This window comes from Gracilibacillus sp. JCM 18860 (genome assembly GCF_055395245.1).
In genome coordinates this window covers 317,220-340,658 of the sequence record NZ_AP043868.1, presented here as the reverse complement: position 1 = coordinate 340,658, position 23,439 = coordinate 317,220, and the positions used below count along the sequence as shown (strand labels likewise).

Genomic DNA, 23,439 nt, shown 5'->3' with positions numbered 1-23,439 from the left:
TCTCCTATTACTTAGCTCCCACAAAACAGATCGAAATCCGTTTTTCATCGATCCATTTTTGTATGAATTTATCTAAATCTTGATAAGTTAAAGCCTCTAACCATTCTATACTATCAAAAAAGTCAATTCCGAGCATCTGATAGTGTGTATATTGATTGGCAACAAATTCTAGTGAGTTTAAAGCTCGTAGCAATTGCCCATGTTTTTTTCTTTTTATTCTTTCGAAGGTGATATCATCCATTTTTTGATTTTTTATATTTAGTAATTCCTCTTTCACAACTTGTGCTAAGCGCTCTGGTTTATGAGAATTCCCACCAATAATGGAGAATCCAAAATTCCGTTCCAAATGGGATTCATAACTAAATGACTGATCAATTAATCCTTCTTCATACAACTTTTCATAGACTATACCACTTTTAGAAAATAAATAATCCATGATAATATCCATTAACCATTCTTTTTCCATAAAGATTTTTGGATCTGTTGGGATTTCTTTTTCTTTCAAACCGACTAATGCTTTTGGAACCTGAACAGGCATTGTAATTCTTAATTCCTGTTCTGCCACTTCCTCTTGCTCATCAGGAAACTTACGAGTGATTGGCTCAGGTTCTTTAAAGGATTTTTGCGTTTGATTGTCTTTAATCTGCTGCATTATTTCTTCTGGCTCAACATTTCCAGCGATGAACAATATCATATTATTCGGATGGTAAAACGTATGGTAGCAAGTATAAAGATCCTCTTTTGTAATCTTTTCAATCGAGTCTACCGTTCCCGCTATATCTATTTGGACCGGGTGTTCTTTATACATGCTTTTAATGGTACCGAAGAACGCTCGCCAATCTGGTTGGTCATCATACATCTTTATTTCTTGTGCAATAATCCCTTTTTCTTTTTCAACAGATTGCTCTGAAAAGTATGGATCCTGAACAAAATCAACAAGTATGCCAAGGTTTTCCTTGACACGGGAGGTTGCTGAGAATAAATAGGCAGTCTTTGTAAAGGAAGTAAACGCATTAGCAGATGCACCTAGCTTGGAAAAATCCTGAAAAACATCACGATCTTCTTTCTCAAAAAGCTTGTGTTCCAAAAAATGAGCAATACCATCTGGTACCGTAATTAAATCCTTTTGATCAATCGGTACAAATGATTGATCAATGGAGCCATAATTGGTAGTAAATATAGCGAACGTTTTAGCCATTTCTGTTTTTGGTAGGATACATACCTTTAAGCCGTTCTCTAAAACTTCTGTATAAATCGTCTCATCTATTTGATCATAATATTTATTTTTCATCTGGCTTTGCCCCCTCACTTTTTAGCAAATAGATCTTGTCTAATTGAACCTGATTAGCGACTTTGACAATTTGATCACGGGTTACGCTCTGAACTTGCTCAATAAGTTCAGTAATGGTTTTGTTTGATTGAGCCAACACCCTTTGATATGTTAGCTCAATCATTCCTTGAGGATTATCTAGGGTTTCTCTCAGTTGGTTAATAGTCATTTCCTTCGTCTCAGCTATCTGATCATCTGAAAAATCCCCCTTTCGCATCTGTTCCATTTGTTCGAGAATGATCTCACGAGCTTTTTCGTATTGATCTGGGGCAATTCCGCTAAAGACAAATAATAAGCCTTTGTGGCTTTCGATTCTTGAAGCAGCATAATAAGCCAAACTATGCTTTTCTCTTACATTCAGAAATAACTTTGAATTGGGAAAGCCCCCAAACAATCCATTAAACACATGAAGTGTAGCATAATCGTTGTCATCATAGGTTATATTGGTACGGTAGCCTAAATGTAATTTAGCTTGTTGAATTTGATCATATTCAATTAAAGTAGCTTCTTCTTTATTCACCACATTAATGGATGTCTTCTTCATTTCTACTTGCTGTTTTCTTTTAAGAAATTTCTCAAGAATTGGTTCCACATCAAGACCATCCATATCACCTACAACAAAGACATCTAAACGGTCTTCCTGAAGCATTTGTTGATAATAATCGTACAAAATCCTTGGTGTTATCCCATCTAAATCTTCTTCATAACCATGAACACGTAGTTGATAGGGTTCCTGTTCGCACATTTCCTCGATTAATCTTGTATTCGCAAAACTCATTTTATCTTCCGTTAGTGCGATCATTTTATTTTTTAATGTTTGCTTTTCACGTTCCACTAATTTCGGATCAAAAGCTTCATCAACTACCTTTGGCTGATAAACAATTTCTTCGAGAAGAGTGAGTGCTTCCTCAAGTAGATTCTCTTGATTTTTAATATAGCGTTGATTAGCTAATTCAAGCCGAACAGTTAAAATATTATGTTCCCCTTTTTTACTGCTATCAATATGTAAAACGGCACCATATAACTCATCTAGCTTCTGTCGCAATTGAATCGCTGTCGGGTAATTTTTCGTACCTTGTTGAAGTAAATAAGGTAATAATGCACGCTTCGTCACTTTATCTCTGGTTAGATTCGTGACAAATTTAAATGACAGATTGATGGTTTTAAATTTTTTTGTCGGTAATAAATGTAAATCATACCCTTGTTTCTTTATCCTTTTTTCCATCTCTTCTTACTCCTTTATTTTAGATTTCCTCCTTTTGAAATAGTATCTAAGGAGATTGTAAGCTTTAATTATCACAATGCTACCAGTTCATAAGACTCGAAAGAATAGTAGCATCCATATACAATTAGGTTTTTTTACAACAATGGAGTCCTGCTGTGGAAGTCTCCCTTTATTTTATCTATGTATACAAAATATTATGCTCTTAAAAGGAAGGAAAAGATCTGGTGACTTCCTACACCAGATCTCTATTCATTAAAGTTATTACATTCTTTTCCTTAACACGTAAAAGCTAAACACATCTGCACGGAAGAAATTTGCGGAAAAAAGCACTGGTTCATTTTCCTTCGTATAATGCATTTGTCGTAATAATAGGATTGCTTGGTCTGGCTCACAATTTAATAATGGTGAAATCTTCTCATGGTATCCTATTGGTTCAATATAGGCGACCGCAGAATCAATATCTTTCTTTGCATATGTCTTTAGTGAGGTAAAAATGGATTCTTGTGAATGAATTAATTCTAATGGTAATAATTTGTGATCCAGTTTATCAATACAGTATACAACCGGTTCTCCATCCGCTGTTCGAAGCCGCTCTAGCTTAGCAAACGTGTCAATATCTAAGGGGTCAAATCGTTTTCGATCCTCATCAGTTGGTTTAGTGAGCTCTGCAGAAATATATTGTACTCCGGGTTTTTTCCCAGATTGCATGATCATTTCCGTCACACTACCCAATTGTTCAATACCTGAGGAAAGAATTGGTTTACTATGAACAAAAACACCTACACCTGGCCTTCGAATAAGGATATTCTCTTGTTCCAATATAGTGATCGCTTCTTGTACATCTGTTCGCGTTACACCAAACTGTTGTGCTAGTTCGTATTCTGAAGGAAGTTTTTCTTTTTCTTTATAGTATCCTTCTTCTATAAGTGATTTAATCCTTTGTAGTACAGTACTAAATGATCCATTATTAGTATTAGATAGCATAGTTTCCCCCAACCATTCTATATCCAATTTAGAATTATTATTACTATCCAATATACCATTTTTAAATATATTAATAAAGATATTTTCGTTTAATCTTGTACTGTTGTTGAATTTTCACTAGCACTTTGCAGTACAGTTCTCGGCTTTGATCCTTCATACGGTCCGACAACCCCTCTTTGTTCCATAGCATCGATTAATCGTGCGGCTCTTGTATACCCGACTCGGAACCTTCTTTGTAGCATGGATACACTAGCACTTTGCATCTCAATTACTAGTGCAACAGCTTCTGGATATAAATCGTCATCTACTTCATCTACTACTTCATTTTCTTCTTCTGGGATCATTTCTTCCTGGTATTGTGCCTTTTGCTGCTCAATACAATGATCCACTACTCTTTCTACTTCATCATCTGATAGAAAAGCACCTTGAATACGTACTGGTTTCGACAGTCCTACAGGAATAAATAGCATATCACCACGACCTAATAGCTTTTCCGCTCCACCAGAATCTAATATCGTGCGTGAATCCGTTTGTGATGATACACTAAACGCTATTCTTGATGGAATATTTGCCTTAATCACACCCGTAATTACATCAACAGATGGTCTCTGGGTTGCAATGACTAAATGAATACCAGCAGCCCTCGCCATTTGCGCAAGTCGAGTAATCGCATCCTCTACATCATTGGAGGCAACCATCATTAAATCTGCTAGCTCATCTACAATCACAACAATATATGGCAATAGGGGTTGATCATCATCTGTATCTCGATTGTGTCTTATAATATAGTCATTATAGCCTTCCAGATTTCTCGTTCCTGTCTCAGAAAATAAATCATATCTCCTCTCCATTTCTGCGACTATCTTCTTCAAAGCTCTAGATGCTTTTTTTGGGTCTGTTACAACAGGTGATAGTAAATGTGGGATTCCATTATAAACATTTAGTTCTACTTTTTTAGGGTCGATCATCATCATTTTCACTTCATGTGGCTTAGCATACATGAGAATACTTGTGATCATGCCATTGATACAAACACTTTTACCACTACCGGTAGCTCCAGCTACTAAGAGGTGTGGCATTTTATTCAATTCAGCAACAACTGGTTCCCCTGATATATCCTTGCCTAACGCAAATGCAAGCTTATTTTGAGAAAGAGATTTCTTCGATTCTAATACTTCTCTTAAAGTAACCATTGCCGTTTCCTCATTAGGAACTTCGATACCAACAGCTGATTTTCCAGGGATAGGCGCTTCAATCCTAATATCCTTTGCAGCTAAAGCTAACGCTAGATCATCATGTAGTCCGACAATTTTACTAACCTTTACTCCTGCCTCTGGATATACCTCATATTTCGTTACAGATGGGCCGACATGCACCTTTGTAACTCTAGCCTTAACCCCGAAGCTTTGGAATGTTTTTTCCAGCTTTCGGACAACTCTTTGAATATGTGATTTTTCTTGTTGCTTCCCACCATGTTTAGGGGATTCTAGAATGTTGATTGGTGGTAATTGGTAATCCTCGTTTTCATAATTAGCCATTGGCAATGCATCTGTTGATATATCTATTTCCTCTTCATCTGTTTCTTGTTGAATTGCTTGTATAGGTGTTTCTTGAGTTGCTTCTACGATTTCCTCTTCCGCTGTTAATTCATTAGAGGAATAGGCAATGGATGGGAAATCCTCGATCACCTCTTGAGCTTCCTCTTCTTCCTTTTCTTGATTTTTTTGTCGCTTTCCATCTTTTTTCTTTTGGATCGTTTCCTTTATTCCATTCCATTTCTTTTGGCTAAATTGTTTCATACTATCTAATACTTTCCTGATTAAATCCCCCATGGAGAAATTAGCAAATAACATGATCCCAATAACCATCATAAAAATAGCAGAGATCTTTGCGCCAATATTCGAAAATAGAAAGTAGGTAATGGATAATAGAAAGGCACCTACCATTCCACCACCTAAATATTCAGCGGACCTTTCGTCTCTTATGTATTCGACAATAAAGCTAAAGCTTTGACGCAAAATCGATGGATATTGATTATTCGGATATATCGCTTCAAATGTCTGTATATGGCTAATAAGTAGGATGCCAGCAAGGACGATATAGGTACTTAGCCACTTTCTTGTTGTAAGAATTGGCATTTTTCGTTTTGCCATCAAATAAATACCGATAAAGAAAAATAAAATCGATACAACAAAATACCAATACCCAAAGAAAAAGCGGAAGATGTTTTCTAATAATGCAGACACGGCACCTTCACGGATCATGGCTGCACCACTTCCGAAAATGGCTAAAAAGATAAATAATAATCCATACAATTCGATTTTTATATTTACTTTTAAGGATTGTTTCTTCTTACGTCTTTTTTTCTTACGAGCCATTCTCTCCACTCCTAAATAGTACTAGCTTAATAGAATGTAAATGCTAGACAGTATAGTTCTTCCTTTAACTAGAAGCAACCCTTGCCATATTATTTGAGGCAAGGGCTTTGTTATACTCATTATAGCATAAACTTGTTTACAGAACGAACATTCTCTCAAGAAATTATAGAATTGCCTTTGATAATAGAACCAGGACTGAATTCAGCTAGTAAGAAATCATTTGGATCAGTTGACAACAACTGTACAAGTCTCATATCACCATTATCTAATTTTTCCATTAAACATTGTTTATTTTTATAAGTAATACATTGATATTTTTGATGTTCGCTTACTTCTACCGGATACATATCCTCATAACTAAGTGGCGTATAATGCATTATTGCACCAACTCCTTCGGTCCTTTGTTTTGGTCGATTAACTCATTTAATTTACTCATCGCGCCACTTATCCCACCAACTTCATTAATTAATCCATATTTCACGGCATCTTTTCCGACAACATTTGTTCCAATATCACGAGTTAAGTTCCCCTTATCAAACATTAACTCTTTAAATTTCTCTTCCTCAATATTGGAATGAGTGGTAACAAATTGAATGACTCTTTCTTGCATTTTGTCAATGTATTCAAAGGTTTGGGGTACACCAATGACAAGGCCTGTTAAACGGATAGGATGTATCGTCATCGTGGCAGATGGCGCAATAAAAGAATAATCCGTGGCAACAGCAATCGGAACCCCAATCGAATGTCCGCCACCTAATACTACGGAGACAGTTGGCTTTGACAAGGATGCAATCATTTCAGATAAAGCAAGTCCAGCCTCTACATCTCCCCCAACTGTATTAAGAACTACGACCAATCCTTCAATCTTTGGATTTTGTTCCACGGCTATAATCTGTGGAATAAGGTGTTCATATTTCGTTGTTTTATTTTGAGGGGGTAATTGGATATGTCCCTCAACTTGTCCAATAATAGAAAGGACATGAATATTCGAATCAGGTGCATTCGGTACACTGGCTTGACCTAATTGCTGTATTTTGTCAACTAAGGATGATGTCTGATTATCTTTTCCTTTTGTTTCTTCTTTCTCATTTTGCATCAAAAAAACCCCTTTCCTTATACTATTTATTAGTATAAACAAGGGGGTTATTTTCATACGAGTATCGAACAAAAGGATAAGAAGCTTCCCGACTAAGTGTCGTTCTGCCCTTTATTGAATGGATTCCAACAATCGAAACAAAGTTTGTTCCTCTAAGGCGGACAGTGGAACTAGAGGCAGTCTTACGGAGCCTACATCTATCCCATTCTTTGCAAGGGCAGCCTTAACAGGTGATGGAGAAGGCGCCATAAACAATGCTTTCATTACTGGCAATAACTCTCTGTGTAAATCAGCTGCTTTTTTGACCTTTCCTGATTCATATAAGGAAATCATTTGTTTCATTTGTGTACCGATGATGTGGGAGGATACAGAAACCACTCCTGCACCACCAATAGATAAAATTGGCAACGTCATACTGTCATCACCACTATAAACAGTAAAACCTTCACTTGCATGTTCGAGTACAGCAACAATCGCGTCCAAGTCTCCACTTGAATCTTTTACAGAAACAATATTATCAATTTGCGAAAGTGCTATTATCGTATCTGCATTTAAATTCACTACCGATCTTGATGGTATATTGTAGAGCATAATCGGGAGGGGGGTTTCCTTTGCAATAGCTGCAAAATGATGATATAAGCCCTCCTGACTAGGCTTATTATAGTATGGAGAAACTAACAAAAAAGCATCTACACCGATTTGTTCTACTTCTTTCGTTAACTCAATAGAAGCTTTTGTGTTATTGTTTCCTGTTCCAGCAATAATCGGGATTCGTCCATTTACTACTTTAACTACATGTTCAAATAATGTTAGCTTTTCCTTGTGTGAAAGGGTTGGAGATTCACCAGTAGTTCCACAAACGATTAAACCATCTGTTCCATTTTCGAGTAAATGCTCGATAATTTCCGTTGTTTTTTTGAGATCTAGTTGATTGTTTTGATCAAATGGTGTAACCATTGCGGTAAGTAATCTTCCAAAATCCATCTCATCCTACTCCCTTCCCATTCCTTCTAGTTCTTGCTTATACAAACAGTGGGATCTCCCTTATTCATAATTAGGTAAGATCTATCAAAATGCATCTTCAGATTATTTCTTAGTAGCATCTAATTGAAAAGCAACATGCAAGGCATTGATGGCTGTTTCCAGTTGTTCACTTTTCACTAATACCCAAATGGTTCGATGACTATCTGCCGATTGGAAAATGGGGATATGATGTTTTGTTAAAGTTTGGACGATTTTCGATGTGACTCCAGGTAAACCTGACATCCCTGCACCAACTAAAGAAATTTTAGCACAATTTTTGTTTAGTACAGGATCTAATCCAAGCTCTTCTAAAACTTGCATCGCTTTTTTCTCGTACTGATCAAGGATCGTGTAGGTAACTCCACTTGGTGAAATATTAATAAAATCAACAGAAATACCAGCATCAGCCATTGCCTTAAATACTTTTACATGCAACTGCTCTGGTTCATTTGGTGCTTCTACTTTTATTTGTGTTAAGTGATCCACATAAGCAATCCCTGTAACAAACTGGTCTCTTACTTCATTGTGCTCATTGCCCATTTCTGTTGTTGTAATGAGCGTACCTTCTTCTGTTGTTAATGTGGATCGAACACGAATTGGTATATTTGCTTGCATTGCTATTTCTACTGCTCGCGGATGAATAACTTTTGCTCCTTGATAGGCTAGATTACAAACTTCCGTATAACTTACTTTTTCCAGCTTGCGTGCAGTTGTTACCATTCTCGGATCTGCTGTCATAATACCATTAACATCAGAAAAAATATCGACATATTCTGCCTTTAAAGCAGCCGCTAGTGCTGTGGCAGAGGTGTCACTTCCCCCTCTGCCGATAGTGGTAGTTTCAAATTGGTCTGTTCTTCCTTGAAATCCTGCTACGACAACAACCTGATGTTGGTACAACAATGATTGAAGATTCTTCGTATTCACTTCCTTAATTTGTGCATTAGTAAATTCACTAGTTGTTACAATTCCAGCTTGAGCACCAGTAATAGCCATTGAATGAATGTCTTGCTGTAAAAGCTCATTGGAAAAAACAACTGCTGAAATGGTTTCACCACAAGACAGTAGCATATCTTTTTCCTTAGGAGACAGACTTGTAGACTGTTCTCCAATTAAATGTAGTAAAGAATCTGTTGCATATGGATCTGGATATCTTCCCATTGCTGATACGACTACTACTACTTTTTTTTCATCTTCTACAGCACGCTTAACATGCTGAATGGCTAAATTTCGAACATTTTTATCACGTACGGAAGTACCTCCGAACTTTTGAACCACAATTTCCAATAGCTACACCTCTAATTTTTAGAGCCAATTATTTTTAATTAATGATTCTGCGATTTGGACAGAATTCCATGCAGCTCCTTTTAGTAAATTATCTGAAACGATCCATAAGTGGAACCCATTGTCATGATCTAAGTCTTTACGGACACGCCCTACAAAGACATCGGCCTTACCTGCTGCAGATAAAGGTGTTGGGTATACCTGATTTGCCGGGTCATCCTCTAGTACGATACCATCTGCTTCTTTGATCGCATTCTGGATATCTTTCACACTAATGTTCGCATCATCTACTTCAATATAAACACTTTCTGCATGTGCAGAGAAGAATGGTAATCTTACACAAGTTGCTGCAACACTAATACTATCATCATGCATGATTTTTTTCGTTTCATTGATCATTTTTACTTCTTCAAATGTATAACCATTGTCCTGAAAAACATCAATTTGTGGTAGGGCATTAAAAGCAATCGGATAATGATGCTTTTCTCCACCTACAGGGAGGATTTCAGGATTCAACTCTTCTCCATTTAAATATGCTTGCGATTGTGTTTGTAATTCATCGACTGCCTTTGCACCGGCACCTGATACAGCTTGATAGGTTGATACGATAATTCTTGAAAGTCCAAATCTATCTTGAATAGGTTTCAGAGCAGCAACCATTTGAATAGTAGAGCAATTAGGGTTAGCAATGATACCATTATGTTTCTCAATGTCATTCTCATTTACCTCTGGAACTACAAGTGGAACATCTGGGTCCATTCGGAAGGCACTAGTATTATCCACCACTACTGCGCCTCTTTTTACTGCTTCATGAGCAAGCTGCTTGGAAACAGATCCCCCTGCTGAAAACAAGGCAATTTGTATTCCTTCAAAGCTTTCTGGAGTAGCCTCTTTAACCATGTAGGTTTCTCCTTTAAATTCTACTTCCTTTCCAGCAGAACGTTTTGAAGAAAGCAGATGTAATTCATTTATTGGAAAGTTTTTCTTTTTAAGTGTTTCTAGCATTTTTTCTCCAACTGCACCAGTAGCACCTACTACTGCAACATTATACCCTTTTGTAGTCATTACGATATGTCCCCTTCCCTATATGTGCATGTTTTTTTGATATTCTTCCCTATTTTAACATAATCAGCGGCATACTTTAATTATTTCATCATATTTATTCATTTCTTGCAATAATAACTGGTTGTATTTGTTTAAATTCTAAAGCAGTTTCAATCGTTTCAGCTATTTGAGTCATATCTGCAACTAAGGAGTTTGGTTTTTTGATAGGATCATCCTGACCAAAGGGTACAAAATAAATAAGTTTTGTTGCCATTAATCGCATGAGATTAACGCCATTTAATCCTAATGCATCATTTGTAGACACTGCTAAAACGACAGGTTTTCCATTTCTAATAGTTGCTTTCGTTGCCATCAACACGGCTGAATCCGTAATCGCATTGGCAAGACGACTCATCGAGTTTCCTGTTAATGGAGCTAGAACCATGCAATCTAACGGCTCTTTTGGCCCTAATGGTTCTGCGTCTACTATACTTGCAACCGGCTCACGTCCTGTTATTTCCCTTAGTTTATTCATATGATCATCAGCTTTCCCAAATTTCGTATCTGTCTCTTTAAACGTATTGGAAACAACTGGTACAATCTCGGCACCTAATGCTATTAATTTTTCGATTTCAGGAAAGACTGCGGCATAGGTACAATGAGACCCAGTTAAGCCAAACCCAATTTTTTTACCTTTCAAATCCACCATTATGATTACCTCCTATAAGTCAATGTTACATGGTGACGAAGCTACAAAAAGTGCTTGCTCACGCTTTTATTAGTGCTAATGCCCATTATATGTTCCTTGTGTTCCATCGGTGACTTAAAGGTAGGCACTGGTTGTGTTTAAAAGATATGTTTCAACTTGTTTCTTCTAACAGTTTTTCAATCGTATTGGCTAATATTTCACCAGCAGTTTTAGGTGCCACTAATCCCGGCAGGCCGAGTGCGTGAATAGCTTGCATGCCTCTTTTTTTGGCGAAATTGAAATCAATTCCACCCGGCTTCGATGCAAGGTCAATAATTAAAGCATTACTGGACATTCTTTCTAGTATCGCTTCATCAACTACTAATGCTGGAATTGTATTGATTAATATTTCACATGAAGCAATTGCTTTTGCACTGTCTTTTATGGAGCAGGTTTCATATCCCTGTTCATATGCTCGAGAAAGTTCTGTTTCGCTTCTTGAAACAACGGTAACGTTAGCTCCAAGGCCTGAAAATGTTTTGGCTGTCGTTTTTCCTACTCTACCAAAACCATAAACAAAGACATTTGCATGATGTATGGTTATATCGGTATGTTTTATAGCTAGCATAATTGCTCCTTCAGCTGTTGGTATGGAATTATAAATCGCAATATCATCGCGTTCCATCAATTTAGTTAAATAAAGATTTTCACACCATGAATCTAATGTTTGGTTTGAAATTCCTGTAAAGACGATACAATGCTTCGGTAATTTCTGAAACCATTCCTTAGATAATTGTATTTTGCGATTAGAAAATACAGCTTCCACAAAGCCTTTATCATCAATCCCGGTTATTGGTAAAACAATCGCATCATATATAGAAGGGTTCAGCTCGTCGATCAAAGCTTGGCGTACCCCTGTATAACTTTGTTCCACTTTTTCAAAACCTACGATCTCTATATCTAACCATTCCCATTTATGGAGAGCATGTATCAATGGTAAGTATCTCGCATCACCACCAATAATGGCCATTTTCTTTTTCTTTTGCATTCTTTCACCTCACCAGTCAAAATTCGTCCATCTAACTTATTTTATGATTTTGATTTTTAGAAGTGCTTCTCACCTAGCCTATTAGGCCTGTTCCCTTAAGAATAAGCAAAAGCCCAATAAGATTCACTTATTGAGTGAATGACTTTATTGGGCGTGCTATCTTCCTATAAAGATCGTTATCTCCCAAGGATTGACTTAATCTGTTTCTACAATAATCATGTCATCTCCGATTTTCTTTATTTGTTTCCAATTAATTCTTGAGTACACTTCTGATTTCTTGAAACCAAACATGCGGTATTGAGGAACAGTGAAGCTTAATATTTGACCGGTTTTCTCATCAATTTCAAGATCTGTTTGACCTAGCACTCCCAATCTAGTTCCTGTTGACAGATCGATCAATTCCTTATTACTCAAATCATGAAATCGCATCAACTCACCTCATATTGTTGATTTTATTTATTTCGGTATTATAACAGCACTGCTCGGCCTTGATAATGATAGACGATCAATTAAGTCAACTATTTCCGTAATCTCGACTTGATCGATGTCTTGTATAACATCCTCCATCGTATCGTGATTTTTTAACAGAAGTTCATTTCTTGCATTTCGACTCATCTTACTATTGGTGCTCTCCAAGCTCATCAAATACATACCTTTTAATTGCTGCTTACTATTGGTGAATTCTTTATTCGTTATACCATTTGCCATAATATCTTCTAATATTCTATTGATCATTTCACGAACCATTTCTAATTGATTAGGGGAAGTCCCTGCATATATTGTTAGAAGACCTGAATCAATAAATGCGCTATGAAAGGAATAGATAGTATAGGCCATGCCATGCTCTTCCCTAATTTCCTGAAAAAGCCGTGAACTCATACTCCCACCCAAAATATTATTAAAGATTAACAGAGGATAAATCTGGTCACTTTTGGCATTAACTCCTTCAAAGCCTAAACATAAATGGCTCTGCTCCGTGTCTTTTCTTTTAGAAACCGTTTCTGGAAAAAAGATTGGCTTTGTAACATTCTGGCTAGTTGACTCTACTTCGTTAAAAGTGAATAATTTCTCGATTTCGTAAATGAAGGATGCCTCTATATTGCCAACAATGGAAATAACCATATTCTCTGGTTGATAATGCTGCTTGTAGAACGCAAATAAATCATTTTGAGAAAAATGTGTGATCGTGTCCTTTGTTCCTAGAATTGGATAGGATAATGGATGGTGCTGATAAGTGGATGTCGCTAAGTAATCATGTATAATATCGTCCGGAGTGTCTTCTGTCATACTGATTTCTTCTAAAATCACTTTCTTTTCGCGCATAATTTCGTTTTCATCAAACACGGAATGCATCACCATATCAGCTAAAATATCCATAGCAACATCGATATGCTCATCGAGAACTTTTGCATATAGACAGGTATATTCTTTGGAGGTAAATGCATTAATTTCGCCTCCAATTGCATCAAAGGCTTCTGCAATATATTTTGCATGATATTTTTTTGTACCTTTAAATAACATATGCTCAATAAAGTGTGATATACCATTCATTTGTTTACTTTCATTTCTTGATCCCGTTTTAATCCATATTCCAATCGTGATGGACCTTACTGTATTCATTGGCTCTAACACAATTCTTAAGCCATTATTACATGTATGTCGATATAACAATCCCTAATCCCCCTGACTACTTCACCTCTTGGTTGGCAACTACTCGGACATATTTAAAGCCATAGTAGTTTTTCTCATCGATATCTCATTTGCTAAAATATATCCTTCATAATGAAAAAAGAAACTGGTTTGCCAGCTTCTTCTTTCCTATTGATTCTTTTCTTTTTGTTCCATTAACACGGCTTTGCGAGATAAATTAATTCTTCCCTGACGATCAATTTCTTTCACTTTTACCATAATCTGATCACCAATAGCGACAACATCTTCCACTTTTCCAATTCTCTCCTCAGCAAGCTCTGAAATGTGAACAAGTCCTTCTTTGCCTTTAAATAGCTCAACAAATGCTCCGAACTTTTCAATACGTTTGACTGTTCCTAAGTACATTTGGCCAACTTCTACTTCTCTCACAATATCTTCGATAATTTTCTGTGCTTTTTTATTCATTTCCGTGTCAGCAGAAGAAATGAAAATGTGACCATCCTGCTCAATATCGATTTTAACGCCTGTTTCTTCAATGATTTGATTAATTTGTTTTCCACTTGGTCCTATGACATCTCGAATCTTGTCTGGATTAATATCCATCGTTAGGATTTTTGGAGCATAGTTAGATAGCTCATTCTTCGGTTCACTGATTGTATCTAGCATATGGGATAAAATATGCATGCGTCCTTTTTTCGCTTGAGTTAGGGCTTCCTCTAGAATTTCTTTCGATAACCCTTCAATTTTGATATCCATTTGTAAGGCTGTAACACCTTTTTCCGTACCAGCTACTTTAAAGTCCATATCGCCCAAAAAGTCTTCCATCCCTTGAATATCTGTTAAGATCGTATAATCATCTCCCGACTTTACAAGTCCCATTGCAATACCAGCAACAGGGGCTTTGATCGGTACTCCTGCATCCATCATTGCTAGTGTACTAGCACAAATACTTGCCTGAGAAGTGGAGCCATTGGATTCTAAGACCTCAGATACGAGACGAATCGTATATGGGAAATCTTTTTCATCTGGTACAACGACTTCCAGTGCCCTTTCTCCTAATGCACCATGTCCGATTTCACGACGCCCTGGTCCACGAATCGGTCCTGTTTCACCGACACTAAATGAAGGGAAATTATAATGATGCATAAACCGCTTGGACTCTTCTGCATCCAGTCCATCTAAGATTTGAACATCTCCAAGTGCCCCTAGTGTACAAATGCTGAGAGCTTGTGTTTGTCCTCTTGTAAATAATCCAGAACCATGCGTCCTTGGTAATACACCAATGCGGGAGGATAATGGACGAATTTCGTCAATCTTACGACCATCTGGTCTCACTTTTTCTTTTGTAATGAGACGACGTACTTCTTCTTTTACAATTTTATCTAAAACATTGGATACTTGCTTTAATTTTTCATCATCTGCCTCTTCTTCTTGATAGGAAGCAGTGATTTTTTCCTTCACTTGATTAATGGCCTCTTCACGCGCATGTTTCTCCTGCACTTGAATAGCTTCAAGTAGAGGTTTTTTGGCTTTCTCTTCTACTTCAGACACCACCGCTTGGTCTAGCTCAAATAAAGTAACTTCCATTTTTTCTACAGCCATTGCTTGAATAATTTCTTCTTGAAAAGCTACTAGTCGTTTAATTTCTTCATGCCCAAACATAATTGCTTCTAACATAATTTCTTCTGGTACTTCATCAGCACCAGCTTCTACCATGTTAATCGCATCTTTTGTCCCAGCTACGGTTAAATCAATATCACTTTTTTCTCTTTCTTCTAATGTTGGATTGATGACGAATTCACCATCGACTCGACCAATTACTACTCCTGCAATTGGGCCTCCGAATGGAATATCAGAAATTCCAAGTGCTAAGGATGAACCAATCATTGCAGCCATCTCAGATGGTAAGTTTTGATCCACACTCATTACTGTACTAATTACTTGTACTTCATTTCGAAAACCATCTGGAAAAAGTGGTCGAATGGGACGGTCAATTAGCCTTGAAGCTAAAATAGCTTTTTCACTAGGTCTACCTTCTCTTTTAATAAATCCACCAGGAATCTTTCCAACTGCATATAATCGTTCTTCATAATTAACGGTTAAAGGAAAGAAAGGTAAATCCTTCGGTTCCTTCGAAGCGGTAGCTGTAGCTAATACAGCTGTATCACCATAGTGAACCATACAAGCACCATTAGCTTGTTTAGCGAGTTCACCAATTTCTACTCGAAAGCTTTGACCAGCAATCTCTGTAGTAAATACTCTTTTTTCATCTACCATTATGTATCGTACTCCTCTCAAAAAAGCATGAAGCTTTTTCAGACTATCAAAATTAGATAAGAACTATAATCAATATCCATTTTAACACTTCGTCCACCATCCGTGTAGTTTGATCTACGAATCCAGTAATATTTTAGACGATAAGGTGTGCTATTAATATAATCGACCAAAAATCGTTTTTTTATTAGTAAGTCGTCCAAATATACTCAATGAATGCAGTGCATGTAACCTAAAATAGATAACTAAAACCATAAAGGCGCTTTGGATGTTCTATTAGCATCTCTAATCAATTCTATTTTTACATACAGAAAAAGCGGGATAAATCCCGCTTCTTAACCGGCTTATCGACGTAAGCCTAACTTTTGAATTAAATCACGGTAACGAGAAACATCTTTGTTACGTAAGTAGTTTAATAAATTACGGCGTTTCCCTACCATTTTCAATAGACCACGACGAGAGTGGTGATCTTTCTTATGAATTCGTAAATGATTATTCAAATTATTAATTTCCTCTGTAAGGACAGCAATTTGAACTTCTGGAGAACCTGTGTCGCTCTCATGTGTTTTAAATTCATTAATTAGTTCATTTTTACGTTCTTGAGTGATAGCCATCCTATTCACCTCCTATAATGTAATGAAACCCCAATCCCCTAGCAATCGTCGGAGAATTCGAGTTGCCAAGTGGATGGTTCCGTAATTAAGAGTACAACTTTTTAAGCTCAAATGCAAGTATTTTCAGTCATTTAATGAAAAAAAATGACGAACGTTTTTTTCATCTTGACGTATTTGTTCGACAAGCTCTTCTACAGATGAGAACTTAACCTCATCACGAATATAGCTTTTCCAATTCACCTGCAAAATTTCACCATACAAATTCTGATTTAGATCAAATATATTAACTTCTAGTTTTGGATCAACGATCTGATCCGTAAAGGTAGGATTGTAACCTAAATTTGCCATACCGTAAAAAACGTTGTTCTCCATTATCACTTCTACTGCATACACACCAACGCGGGGTAAAAAGTAGGGTTCAGTGATTTTGAAATTAGCAGTTGGAAAACCAATCGTTCGCCCTCTTTGTTCTCCCCTTACTACTTCACCCACTACAGAGTATGGTCTTCCAAGTAATTTTTCTGTTAATTCAAGATTTCCTTCTTTTAGAAGGGAACGAATTCTTGTCGAGCTTACCTTTTGATCATGATAGCTTATTTTCTCCACCTTTGTAATTGCTAGAGGCTTGTCTATAAAAGTTTGAATATTAGACATGTTCCCTGCCCCTTTAAAACCAAAAGAGAAGTCGTATCCAGCAACAAGATGATCGATATTTAGCCCCACTATAAAATGCTCTAAAAATTCCTTTGGTGATAGTTGAGATAAGGTTTTATCAAACCTAATAATATAAAGATAATCAACATCTAGTTGTTCCATCAAGCTCTTTTTTACCGTTAATGGTGTCAAATATTGTACATCTGTCTTTTCTTTTTTTAAGACAACAGATGGATGTGGATCAAAGGTAATAACGGCCGATTTCATGTCTTGTTCCTTCGCTAGTAATTTAGCTTGATCGATTACCTTTTGATGGCCAATATGAATCCCATCAAAAAAACCAATCGCAGCAACGGTATTCGGAATCGATTCTTTTTTTAACTTATGTGGATAGGTTAAAGATATGAGTTCCATATCAATCACCTGCTTTCTAATTTTATTTCACTCGACCATTATATTACAGGTTTAGGAGATTGAAAAACCATATGAACTTGGAAAAACTTTTTTATGTACATAGAGTAGCTTTTCTGCAAACAACAATCCGAATTTATTTATTCGAAAATACTCGAGCAGGTTTTATCTCTTTTTGATTCTCATGGATATGATAAATAGCAAGAAGCATCCCTTTGTGTTCGATCCGGAAATACTTAGTTTTTGGTGTAGTGGATGGTAACGATAGCTTTTGTCCATTTTTCACCTTTTTCATTGTCTGCTCATCAACCTCTATAGCATCTAAATGAGCCAACCCGTGTTTTAAAGGAAGTAGCACCGTTTCATTCGTGTCATTTTCTAATTCCTCGAAAGTCCATGTATCTCCACTAGTAAAATGCCCACTTCTTGATCGAATTAGGTTGGACATATGTGCAGGGAATTGTAGTTTTTTTCCTAAATCTAGGCAAAGGGTACGGATATAGGTCCCTTTTGAACAGGTAACCTCGAATTGTATCGACTGGAACTGTCCTTTTTCATCATAGGAAGTAGTTATCAATCTTATATCCTCAATACAGACAGAACGAATAGGCCTTTCCACTCGTTCATTGTTTCTGGCATATTCATAAAGTTTTTTGCCATTTACTTTAACAGCTGAGTAATAAGGTACTTGTTGTTGAATTTTCCCTTGAAAAGAGTCGAGTGTCTCTTCTATCATCGTTGAGGAAAGCTTACTAGTAACAGGCTTTCGTTCGATTATTTCTCCCGTATGGTCCTCCGTTGTTGTGGAGGTTCCTATCGTTGCCGTTGCGATGTATGTTTTAACGGTATCTGTTAAAAATGGAACAATCTTCGTGGCCTCTCCGACACAAATCGGTAAAACACCTTCTACCTCTGGGTCTAGTGTCCCGGTATGACCTACCTTTTTCGTTTTAAAAAGCTTTCTAATTTTTATAACACAGTCATGGGAAGTCATTCCCTTGGGTTTCCATAATGGTAATATCCCGTTCATTCATACACCTCCGTCTTTTATAAATTAGAGAAAACCCTTGTTGATCGACAAGGGTTTTCTAAAATTGAAAGAACGGTAAAAAAGTAAAAAGTGGAGTGTTTCGTTTTCTATGCACTCTCTATTTTTTAGATAATTATTGTTCATCTGGATCATTGATTTTTCTCAATAGATCCTCAATTCGATTACCTCGTTCAATGGTATCATCAAAATCAAAAGACAACTCAGGAGTTTTGCGAAGGCGAATTCTTCGCCCTATCTCGGAGCGAATAAAGCCTTTTGCTTTTGCCAAACCGATCAAGGTTTCCTGACGTTTCTTTTCGTCTCCAAATACAGAGATAAATACCTTAGCTTGTTGCAAATCACCTGTTACTTCCACATCTGTTATTGTTACAAATCCTACTCGCGGATCCTTTATCTTTCGTGAAACGATATCTCCGAGTTCTTTTTTCATTTGTTCTGCTACACGATTTGCTCGTAATTCATTCATGACTGTCACCTCTTCCTACAGTGAAACATCATCTTTACTATCTGTCATAAAATATGCGACAGAGCATTATTATCGTTCTTCTACATCTGTTGTTGTTCTTTCTATTTCAGGAAAGGAATCCATCAAAGCAAGTGCTTGCTGGATCACTTTTTCATTGATTACTTTGGCATCTGAGACCGTTACAATAGCAAAGGCTGCTCTTTGCCATTGATTTTGATGGTCTATTTCTGCAATTGCTAAGTTTAAGTTCTTATTGAGACGATTTTTTAATCGTAATAATATAGATCTTTTTTCTTTTAGTGAATGGCAATCATATAAAATAAACTCAATCTCAGCATAAAGGAGCATTAGACTTCAATTTCCTCCATAACATAGGCCTCAATGACATCGCCCTCTTTTATATCATTGTAATTCTTGATCGTTATCCCACATTCATAATTCTGCGCAACTTCCTTTACGTCATCCTTGAAACGTTTCAATGTATCAATTTCTCCTTCATAGATGACCACTCCGTCACGAATCAAGCGCACACCGGAATCTCTTGTTATTTTACCATCTGTTACATATCCACCAGCAATCGTACCAATACGTGACACTTTAAAGATTTCACGAACCTCTACTTGACCAATAACCTTTTCTTCATATTCAGGGTCAAGCATTCCTTTCATCGCAGCTTCCACTTCTTCAATGGCCTTATAAATGACACGATGGAGTCGAATTTCTACATTTTCAGATTCTGCAGCTTTTTTAGCATTTGTATCTGGTCGTACATTAAACCCGATCACAATAGCATTAGAGGCAGATGCTAATATAATATCTGATTCCTTAATAGCACCAACACCTGTATGGATGATATTCACCTTTACTCCTTCGACATCGATTTTTTTCAATGATGCTGCAAGAGCTTCAACTGATCCTTGTACGTCTGCTTTCAATATAACATTAATATCTTTGATTTCACCTTGTTTAATCTTTTCAAAAAGATCGTCTAAGCTTACACGTGCTTTATCTCCACGCTTCTCTTCAATTTGTTTTTGTTGTCTTAATTCACCAATTTGACGTGCTTTTTTCTCATCCTTGAAGACAACAAAACGATCTCCAGCTAATGGAACGTCATTAAGACCAGTAATCTCAATTGGTGTGGACGGTCCGACAGATTTTACTCGTTTACCAAGATCATTTACCATTGCACGAACTCTACCAAACGTCGTTCCAACAACAATTGGATCACCTACTTTTAGTGTACCATTTTGAACGAGTAATGATGCAACAGATCCACGACCTTTATCTAATTGTGCTTCAATCACCGTACCATCAGCTAAACGATTAGGGTTAGCCTTTAATTCCTCAACTTCTGCAATTAACAGGATCATTTCTAACAAGTCATCAATACCTTCACCTTTTATTGCAGACAGTTGTACAAAAATAGTATCTCCACCCCAGTCTTCAGGAATTAATTCATGTTCTGTTAATTCTTGCATGACACGATCTGGGTTGGCTCCTTCTTTATCGATTTTGTTAACAGCTACAATGATTGGAACCTCTGCTGCTTTAGCATGATTGATAGCCTCAACGGTCTGTGGCATTACCCCGTCATCTGCTGCTACAACTAGGATGGCAATATCTGTTACTTCTGCACCACGTGAACGCATGCTTGTAAACGCAGCATGACCTGGGGTGTCTAGGAACGTAATTTTTTTCTCATTTGCTTCCACTTGATATGCACCAATATGCTGAGTAATTCCACCCGCTTCCCCTTCTGTTACTTTTGTGTTGCGGATGGAGTCAAGTAAAGTTGTTTTACCATGATCGACATGACCCATGATTGTTACAACTGGTGGACGTTCCATTAAGTTCGAAGGATCGTCTTCTTCAATATATGTTAAGAGATCCGTTTGATCTATTTCTACTTCTTGTTCAACCTCAACCCCATATTCACCACAAATCAATTCAATAGCATCTTCATCCAAGTCTTGGTTTTTATTTGCCATTACACCTAATAATAATAATTTCTTGATTATTTCATTTGTTGGTTTGCTTAGCTTTTCAGCTAATTCTGCCACAGTAATCGAACCAGAATAGGTAATTTTATTTGGTTCCTGTTTTTCTTCCTTCACTTTAGCCTGTTCTTTTTTCGGTTGATTAGGCTTATTATGATGTTTGTTCTGGTGTTTGTTATGGTTTTTGCTTTGTTTTTTCTTATTGTCATTAGGTTTGTTTGGTTTGTTCTGTTTTGATTGTTGCTGTGGGTTATGGTTCGATTTTTCTGATTTTTCTTGTTTCGTAGCTTTTTCTTCTACCTTAGGCTTAAAGCTTTGCTCTAATTTTTCCTTCATTTCGTCTGTAATTGTTGACATATGGTTACTAACTGGTAAATTAAGCTCTTTTAATTTTGTGATGACTTCCTTACTTGTTTTATTTATTTCCTTTGCATATTCATATACTCGTATTTTCGTCATACGTTCACCCCCGATTATTGTTGTCAAGTAGCGTTTTTAGCTTTTTTGCGAAACCTTGTTCATGGATCGATACTGCTACTCGACCGGTCTTACCTACTGCATGTGATAATGTCTTACGATCATCAATAAAAAAATATGGTATTTGATAGTATTGACACTTATCTGTAAGCTTTTTCTTCGTTTGGTCGCCTATGTCATTTGCTAGTAAAACAATTTTTGATTTTTTGGATTGAATTTCCTTCACAATTAATTCTTCTCCAAATGTGCATTTTCCGGCTCTATTTGCAATACCTAATATATTTAAATAAGCTTTTGGATCAGCCACTTTATGCTCCTTCTATTACTTTCTTTAATTCATCATAAATTTCATCTGGAATTGGAATTTCAAGATGCTTTTCAAGTACCTTCGTCTGTCTTGCTTTATCGACAACATCTAATTGTTTAGATATATAAGCTCCGCGTCCGTTTTTCTTGCCAGTTGGGTCAACAAAAACTTCCCCTTCTTTTGTTTTCACAATACGAAGCAGCGACTGCTTTGCTACCATTTCTTGTGTTACTACACATTTTCGCAAAGGTATTTTCCGTTTTTTTGGCATATGAAATCCTCCTTATTTAAACAAATCTTCATCCAAATCTTCCAAGGATTCATCATATTCCGATGTGTCATCATAATGAATGCTTTCTTTACTTTTATCAACATCTCCTGCTACTATTAATCCTTCATCTCTCGCTTCTGTTTCACTCTTTATATCGATTTTCCAGCCTGTTAATTTAGCTGCTAATCTAGCATTTTGACCTCTTTTTCCGATGGCTAGGGATAATTGATAGTCTGGAACAACAACCGTTGTCGCTTTATTTTCTTCATCCACAATTACCCGTACTACTTTAGAAGGGCTAAGTGCATTCGATACATAGACAATAGGATCCTCTGACCATTCCACGATATCAATCTTTTCTCCTTTTAATTCATCGACAATGGTTTGTACACGTTGTCCCTTTTGACCAACACAAGACCCAACTGCATCAACCTCTTCATCGCGAGCATAGACCGAAATTTTTGATCGATCCCCTGCTTCTCTTGCAACCGATTTGACTTCAACTGTACCATCATATATTTCGGGTACTTCCATTTCAAATAATCTCTTTAAAAGTCCTGGATGTGTACGTGAAACGAAAATATTAGGCCCTTTACTCGTATTTTCCACCTTTGTCACATATACTTTGATACGGTCATGAACCTGATAGGTCTCAGTTGGCATACATTCCGATTCTGGCAGTTTTGCTTCTACTTTTCCTAAATTCACATAGATGAATCGTCCATCCATGCGTTGAACAGTACCGTTCATAATATCATCTTCGCGGTCAATATATTCATTAAATATAATACCACGTTCTGCCTCGCGAACCCGTTGGGTGACTACTTGCTTAGCTGCTTGCGCTGCTATGCGACCAAAGTCTCTTGGTGTCACTTCAATCTCCACCACATCTCCCACTTCATAGGAAGGGTTGATCTGTGATGCCTCTTCAATAGAAATTTGTTGTTGAGGATCGTCGACTTGTTCCACAATTTCTTTTTGTGCATATACACTCATCTTACCGTATTCCTCGTTTAGATCTACTCGCACATTCGTAGCGGACTTAAAATTTTTCTTATATGCTGATATTAGCGCTGCCTCTAATGCTTCAATAAGTATACTTTTATTAATACCTTTTTCTTTTTCCAAAAAATTTATTGCCTCGAACAATTCTTTGTTCACAAC

The 23,439-nt window shown here is 36.8% G+C and carries 23 protein-coding genes; all 23 read right to left on the bottom strand.

Going from position 1 to position 23,439, the window contains the following annotated elements; all coding sequences use genetic code 11:
• Positions 1 to 7: 7 nt before the first annotated feature.
• Positions 8 to 1,291 (bottom strand): EF-P 5-aminopentanol modification-associated protein YfmH, encoded by a 1,284-nt coding sequence (yfmH, locus tag ACZ5R4_RS01790; RefSeq protein WP_054859693.1) that lies wholly within the window; start codon positions 1,289 to 1,291, stop codon positions 8 to 10.
• Entirely contained in the window at positions 1,281 to 2,555 is a 1,275-nt protein-coding gene (yfmF, locus tag ACZ5R4_RS01785) for an EF-P 5-aminopentanol modification-associated protein YfmF (protein WP_464368000.1), read from the bottom strand. The genes yfmH and yfmF overlap by 11 nt, the downstream gene beginning before the upstream one ends.
• Before the next feature lie 261 nt (positions 2,556 to 2,816).
• On the bottom strand, positions 2,817 to 3,539 hold the full coding sequence (locus ACZ5R4_RS01780; RefSeq protein WP_109984398.1) for a GntR family transcriptional regulator: 723 nt from the start codon (positions 3,537 to 3,539) through the stop codon (positions 2,817 to 2,819).
• 89 nt (positions 3,540 to 3,628) lie between these two features.
• A complete protein-coding gene (locus tag ACZ5R4_RS01775; protein WP_109984399.1) occupies positions 3,629 to 5,917 on the bottom strand; it encodes an FtsK/SpoIIIE family DNA translocase in 2,289 nt (762 codons plus the stop codon).
• Positions 5,918 to 6,072: 155 nt separating this feature from the next.
• Positions 6,073 to 6,294: a YlzJ-like family protein gene (locus ACZ5R4_RS01770; RefSeq protein ID WP_245902311.1), complete on the bottom strand. Its 222-nt coding sequence runs from the start codon at positions 6,292 to 6,294 to the stop codon at positions 6,073 to 6,075.
• Positions 6,294 to 7,013, bottom strand: a complete 720-nt coding sequence (locus ACZ5R4_RS01765) for a ClpP family protease (protein WP_054788859.1) — start codon at positions 7,011 to 7,013, stop codon at positions 6,294 to 6,296. The genes ACZ5R4_RS01770 and ACZ5R4_RS01765 overlap by 1 nt, the downstream gene beginning before the upstream one ends.
• 111 nt (positions 7,014 to 7,124) lie before the next feature.
• Positions 7,125 to 7,997, bottom strand: a complete 873-nt coding sequence (gene dapA / locus ACZ5R4_RS01760) for a 4-hydroxy-tetrahydrodipicolinate synthase (protein WP_464367999.1) — start codon at positions 7,995 to 7,997, stop codon at positions 7,125 to 7,127.
• A gap of 102 nt (positions 7,998 to 8,099) precedes the next feature.
• Positions 8,100 to 9,314, bottom strand: a complete 1,215-nt coding sequence (gene dapG / locus ACZ5R4_RS01755) for an aspartate kinase (protein WP_342767745.1) — start codon at positions 9,312 to 9,314, stop codon at positions 8,100 to 8,102.
• A 27-nt stretch (positions 9,315 to 9,341) separates the two neighbouring features.
• Positions 9,342 to 10,385: an aspartate-semialdehyde dehydrogenase gene (asd, locus tag ACZ5R4_RS01750; RefSeq protein WP_464367998.1), complete on the bottom strand. Its 1,044-nt coding sequence runs from the start codon at positions 10,383 to 10,385 to the stop codon at positions 9,342 to 9,344.
• A gap of 94 nt (positions 10,386 to 10,479) precedes the next feature.
• Entirely contained in the window at positions 10,480 to 11,070 is a 591-nt protein-coding gene (locus tag ACZ5R4_RS01745) for a dipicolinate synthase subunit B (protein WP_054859694.1), read from the bottom strand.
• 154 nt (positions 11,071 to 11,224) lie between these two features.
• Positions 11,225 to 12,100: a dipicolinic acid synthetase subunit A gene (dpaA, locus tag ACZ5R4_RS01740; RefSeq protein WP_109984403.1), complete on the bottom strand. Its 876-nt coding sequence runs from the start codon at positions 12,098 to 12,100 to the stop codon at positions 11,225 to 11,227.
• A 195-nt stretch (positions 12,101 to 12,295) separates the two neighbouring features.
• Complete coding sequence (locus ACZ5R4_RS01735) at positions 12,296 to 12,529, bottom strand: YlmC/YmxH family sporulation protein (RefSeq protein ID WP_109984404.1); 234 nt, start codon at positions 12,527 to 12,529, stop codon at positions 12,296 to 12,298.
• A 27-nt stretch (positions 12,530 to 12,556) separates the two neighbouring features.
• Positions 12,557 to 13,771 (bottom strand): M16 family metallopeptidase, encoded by a 1,215-nt coding sequence (locus tag ACZ5R4_RS01730; RefSeq protein WP_464367997.1) that lies wholly within the window; start codon positions 13,769 to 13,771, stop codon positions 12,557 to 12,559.
• 147 nt (positions 13,772 to 13,918) lie between these two features.
• Complete coding sequence (gene pnp, locus ACZ5R4_RS01725) at positions 13,919 to 16,027, bottom strand: polyribonucleotide nucleotidyltransferase (protein WP_109984406.1); 2,109 nt, start codon at positions 16,025 to 16,027, stop codon at positions 13,919 to 13,921.
• Positions 16,028 to 16,368: 341 nt separating this feature from the next.
• On the bottom strand, positions 16,369 to 16,638 hold the full coding sequence (rpsO, locus tag ACZ5R4_RS01720; protein ID WP_054788862.1) for a 30S ribosomal protein S15: 270 nt from the start codon (positions 16,636 to 16,638) through the stop codon (positions 16,369 to 16,371).
• A 123-nt stretch (positions 16,639 to 16,761) separates the two neighbouring features.
• A complete protein-coding gene (gene ribF, locus ACZ5R4_RS01715; protein WP_464367996.1) occupies positions 16,762 to 17,706 on the bottom strand; it encodes a riboflavin biosynthesis protein RibF in 945 nt (314 codons plus the stop codon).
• A 133-nt stretch (positions 17,707 to 17,839) separates the two neighbouring features.
• Entirely contained in the window at positions 17,840 to 18,733 is an 894-nt protein-coding gene (gene truB, locus ACZ5R4_RS01710; protein WP_054859470.1) for a tRNA pseudouridine(55) synthase TruB, read from the bottom strand.
• A gap of 133 nt (positions 18,734 to 18,866) precedes the next feature.
• Positions 18,867 to 19,220 (bottom strand): 30S ribosome-binding factor RbfA, encoded by a 354-nt coding sequence (rbfA, locus tag ACZ5R4_RS01705; protein WP_054788996.1) that lies wholly within the window; start codon positions 19,218 to 19,220, stop codon positions 18,867 to 18,869.
• 69 nt (positions 19,221 to 19,289) lie between these two features.
• The gene (locus ACZ5R4_RS01700; protein WP_054859471.1) at positions 19,290 to 19,568 is read right to left on the bottom strand and encodes a DUF503 domain-containing protein; all 279 of its coding nucleotides are present in this window, start codon (positions 19,566 to 19,568) and stop codon (positions 19,290 to 19,292) included.
• Positions 19,568 to 21,679 (bottom strand): translation initiation factor IF-2, encoded by a 2,112-nt coding sequence (gene infB, locus ACZ5R4_RS01695; RefSeq protein WP_109984409.1) that lies wholly within the window; start codon positions 21,677 to 21,679, stop codon positions 19,568 to 19,570. The genes ACZ5R4_RS01700 and infB overlap by 1 nt, the downstream gene beginning before the upstream one ends.
• A gap of 4 nt (positions 21,680 to 21,683) precedes the next feature.
• Positions 21,684 to 22,004 (bottom strand): YlxQ family RNA-binding protein, encoded by a 321-nt coding sequence (locus tag ACZ5R4_RS01690; protein WP_464367995.1) that lies wholly within the window; start codon positions 22,002 to 22,004, stop codon positions 21,684 to 21,686.
• 1 nt (position 22,005) lies between these two features.
• Positions 22,006 to 22,275 (bottom strand): RNase P modulator RnpM, encoded by a 270-nt coding sequence (rnpM, locus tag ACZ5R4_RS01685; protein WP_464367994.1) that lies wholly within the window; start codon positions 22,273 to 22,275, stop codon positions 22,006 to 22,008.
• Between the two features lie 12 nt (positions 22,276 to 22,287).
• The gene (gene nusA / locus ACZ5R4_RS01680) at positions 22,288 to 23,436 is read right to left on the bottom strand and encodes a transcription termination factor NusA (RefSeq protein ID WP_109984412.1); all 1,149 of its coding nucleotides are present in this window, start codon (positions 23,434 to 23,436) and stop codon (positions 22,288 to 22,290) included.
• Positions 23,437 to 23,439 lie beyond the last annotated feature (3 nt).

Coding starts and splice junctions, on each gene's coding strand:
- rbfA (WP_054788996.1), bottom strand. CDS start 19,220: ATGAATGAATTACGAGCAAATCGTGTAGCAGAACAAATGAAAAAAGAA.
- ACZ5R4_RS01700 (WP_054859471.1), bottom strand. CDS start 19,568: ATGCTCCTTTATGCTGAGATTGAGTTTATTTTATATGATTGCCATTCA.
- ACZ5R4_RS01770 (WP_245902311.1), bottom strand. CDS start 6,294: ATGCATTATACGCCACTTAGTTATGAGGATATGTATCCGGTAGAAGTA.
- ribF (WP_464367996.1), bottom strand. CDS start 17,706: ATGGAACTCATATCTTTAACCTATCCACATAAGTTAAAAAAAGAATCG.
- ACZ5R4_RS01765 (WP_054788859.1), bottom strand. CDS start 7,013: ATGCAAAATGAGAAAGAAGAAACAAAAGGAAAAGATAATCAGACATCA.
- rpsO (WP_054788862.1), bottom strand. CDS start 16,638: ATGGCTATCACTCAAGAACGTAAAAATGAACTAATTAATGAATTTAAA.
- infB (WP_109984409.1), bottom strand. CDS start 21,679: ATGACGAAAATACGAGTATATGAATATGCAAAGGAAATAAATAAAACA.
- dapA (WP_464367999.1), bottom strand. CDS start 7,997: ATGGATTTTGGAAGATTACTTACCGCAATGGTTACACCATTTGATCAA.
- dpaA (WP_109984403.1), bottom strand. CDS start 12,100: ATGCAAAAGAAAAAGAAAATGGCCATTATTGGTGGTGATGCGAGATAC.
- yfmF (WP_464368000.1), bottom strand. CDS start 2,555: ATGGAAAAAAGGATAAAGAAACAAGGGTATGATTTACATTTATTACCG.
- ACZ5R4_RS01775 (WP_109984399.1), bottom strand. CDS start 5,917: ATGGCTCGTAAGAAAAAAAGACGTAAGAAGAAACAATCCTTAAAAGTA.
- truB (WP_054859470.1), bottom strand. CDS start 18,733: ATGAACGGGATATTACCATTATGGAAACCCAAGGGAATGACTTCCCAT.
- ACZ5R4_RS01735 (WP_109984404.1), bottom strand. CDS start 12,529: ATGCGATTTCATGATTTGAGTAATAAGGAATTGATCGATCTGTCAACA.
- rnpM (WP_464367994.1), bottom strand. CDS start 22,275: ATGCCAAAAAAACGGAAAATACCTTTGCGAAAATGTGTAGTAACACAA.
- ACZ5R4_RS01780 (WP_109984398.1), bottom strand. CDS start 3,539: ATGCTATCTAATACTAATAATGGATCATTTAGTACTGTACTACAAAGG.
- pnp (WP_109984406.1), bottom strand. CDS start 16,027: ATGGTAGATGAAAAAAGAGTATTTACTACAGAGATTGCTGGTCAAAGC.
- asd (WP_464367998.1), bottom strand. CDS start 10,385: ATGACTACAAAAGGGTATAATGTTGCAGTAGTAGGTGCTACTGGTGCA.
- yfmH (WP_054859693.1), bottom strand. CDS start 1,291: ATGAAAAATAAATATTATGATCAAATAGATGAGACGATTTATACAGAA.